The sequence below is a fragment of the Kitasatospora sp. NPDC043950 genome, from assembly GCF_056435345.1.
Genome location: NZ_JBWKER010000047.1, coordinates 24,677 through 27,373 on the forward strand (window position 1 = coordinate 24,677; position 2,697 = coordinate 27,373).

Annotated in this window: 2 protein-coding genes; one reads left to right on the forward strand and one right to left on the reverse strand. The window is 69.9% G+C overall.

All coding sequences use genetic code 11. From position 1 onward, the window contains the following. Window positions 1–95: 95 nt before the first annotated feature. Window positions 96–1,388: an extracellular solute-binding protein gene (locus AC07BF_RS27815; protein ID WP_363586950.1), complete on the reverse strand. Its 1,293-nt coding sequence runs from the start codon at window positions 1,386–1,388 to the stop codon at window positions 96–98. Between the two features lie 337 nt (window positions 1,389–1,725). On the opposite strand from AC07BF_RS27815, the gene AC07BF_RS27820 reads away from it, so the two are divergent. Then, complete coding sequence (locus AC07BF_RS27820; RefSeq protein WP_244293370.1) at window positions 1,726–2,517, forward strand: GntR family transcriptional regulator; 792 nt, start codon at window positions 1,726–1,728, stop codon at window positions 2,515–2,517. Window positions 2,518–2,697 lie beyond the last annotated feature (180 nt).

Below are 2,697 nucleotides of genomic sequence, written 5' to 3' on the forward strand. Positions count from 1 at the left end.
CCTCCCCCCCCCCCCCCCCCACCCCCACCCCCCCCCCCCCCCCCCCCCCCCCCCCCCCCCCCCCCCCCCCCCCCCCCCCCCCCGCCGCTCGGTGCCTACTGCTTCTGGTTGAGCCGCTTCGCGATCTCGTCGTCGTACTTCTTCGCGGTGGCCGCGTAGTCGCCGCCCTGGAGGGCGGCGGTCAGGAACTCCTTGATCGGGTTCGGCTTGTCCTCGACGCTCGCCCAGTTCGGGGTGATCGGGGTGACCGCGCCGACCGCCGAGGCGGACTGGGCGGCCTTCGCGAAGTCGCCGGTGAGCTGGCTGTTCAGCGCGGCCTTGTTCGGGATGTTGCCGGCGGCGGCGACCGCACCCTCGTTCTTGTCGTTGAGGGCGATCTTCAGGAAGTCCTTGGCCATGTCGGTGTTCTTGCTCTGCGCACCGATCGCCAGGTTCGAGCCGCCGAGGAAGACGCCGGAGGGCTTGTCAGCGGTCTTGCCCGGGAGCGGGAAGAAGCCGATCTTGTCCTTCGGCATGTCCTTCTCCGCCGGGAGCTCCCAGCCGAGGGCGATCATGGTGCCGACGTTGCCCTTGCCGAAGACGTCCTTCTGCTGCGGGGTGGCCTCGTCCTTGTCCTTCGGACCGGTGGCCGAGTAGCCCTGCAGCTTCTTGTAGGTCTCGAAGGCCTTCTGCGCCTCGGGCGAGGACAGGCCGCCGACCCACTTGTCGCCGTCCTTCTTGGCGATCTTGCCGCCCTCACCGGCGAGCAGGCCGAAGTAGGTGTACCACTCCTGACCCGGCAGGTAGATCGGGTCGACGACGCCCTCGGTGGCCTTCAGCTTGTCCAGGTCGGCGTAGAACTCGTCCAGGGTCTTCGGCGCGTCGGTCAGCTGGGCCTTGGCCCAGAGGTCCTTGTTGTAGGCGACGACGCGGTTGGAGACCCACCACGGGGCGGCGAACTGCTTGCCGTCCAGCTGGGCGGCCTCGTTCTGGTTGGCGTTCCAACCGTCGCCGCCCAGGGCGGACTTGTCCTTGGTGATGTCGAGCAGGCCGCCCGAGGCGGCGTAGCCGGAGGTCTGGGTGTTGCCGAGCTCGACGACGTCGACCGAGCCCTCGGACAGCGCGGCGGTCACCTTCTGGCCGATGCCGTCCCACTCCTGGATCTGGAAGTCGACCTTGGAGCCCGGGTAGGTGGTCTCGAACTCGCTCTTGACCGCGTCGGTCCAGCCCTTCGGGGCGGAGCCGGTCATCAGCCACACCTTCAGCGTCTTGCCGCTGTAGTTCTTGGCGCCCGCCGCGGACGACGAGTTCGAACCGGCGTTGTCCTTGCTCTTGCCGTCCGAGCCACAGGCCGCCAGGCCGACGACCATTGCTGCGACGCCGACCGCCGCGATGAGCTGACGCTTCACGCCATCCTCCTGAGGGATGCCTGGGTTACCCCCGTCGGGCGGCAGCGGCAGACCCACGTAAAGCGGGGGGAAAGGTGCCGCGGACCCCTTCGAGCGGGTGGGGGGATTCATAGTGACCGGCCTAGTGGTGTAGACCAGATGCCTGGAGCTTGGCCTAGACCAATGGGCCTGTCAACGGCTGTTCGACCGATCCGGACCACCCGTTATCAAGCCGACACCGCACATCGTTCATCGCGTGATGAGGTATTCGTTCCGTAGCCATACATGCAACGATGTCACCCGTTAACTATGTGGCGGGGCCCGTAAAGGCCCCGCGAGAAGCGGGAGAACAGGTCCGATGAGCAGCGACGGGGGAACCACCGCCCAGGTCAACGACCCCGAGGTGAAAAACCTCCCGACGCAGGCCGGCGCCGACCCGACCGCGCGCGTCCCCAAGTACTACGGTCTCAAGCGCCACCTGCTCCAGCTCACCGAGACCCAGCCCGCCGGCACCCCGGTCCCGCCCGAGCGCGCGCTGGCCGCCCAGTTCGACACCTCCCGCACCACCGTGCGCCAGGCGCTGCAGGAACTGGTCGTCGAGGGCCGGCTGGAGCGCATCCAGGGCAAGGGCACCTTCGTCGCCAAGCCCAAGGTCGCCCAGGCCCTCCAGCTCACCTCCTACACCGAGGACATGCGGGCCCAGGGCCTGGAGCCCGCCTCGCGACTGATCGAGATCGGCTACATCACCGCCGACGACCGGCTCGCCCCGCTGCTCGACATCAAGCCCGGCGGCCGGGTGCTGCGGATCGAGCGCCTGCGCCTGGCCAACGGCGACCCGATGGCCATCGAGGTCGCCCACCTGTCCGCCAAGCGCTTCCCCGCACTGCGGCGCAACCTCGCCAAGCACAACTCGCTGTACGCGGCGCTGCGCGAGGTGTACGGGGTCACCGTGGCCGAGGCCGAGGAGACCATCGAGACCACCCTCGCCAACCCGCGCGAGGCCGGCCTGCTCGGCTCCGACCTCGGACTGCCGATGCTCCAGCTCTCCCGGCACTCCTTCGACGCCGACGGCGACCCGGTGGAGTGGGTCCGCTCGATCTACCGCGGCGACCGCTACAAGTTCATCACCCGACTCAAGCGCCCGGAGTAGTCCGGGCGAAGCAGTTCGGGGCGAAGCAGTTCGGGGCGAAGCAGTCCGGGCGGGGCACTCCCCCCGCGCACCACGGGCACCGGGGGGGGGGGGGGGGGGGGGGGGGGGGGTGGTGGGGGGGGGGGGGGGGGGGGGGGGGGGGGAGGAAAGGGGGGGGGGTGGGGGGGGGGGGGGGTGGTG

What these genes read in the sequence shown, in the direction of transcription:
- AC07BF_RS27820 (WP_244293370.1), top strand. Translation starts at nt 1,726, where the DNA reads ATGAGCAGCGACGGGGGAACCACCGCCCAGGTCAACGACCCCGAGGTG.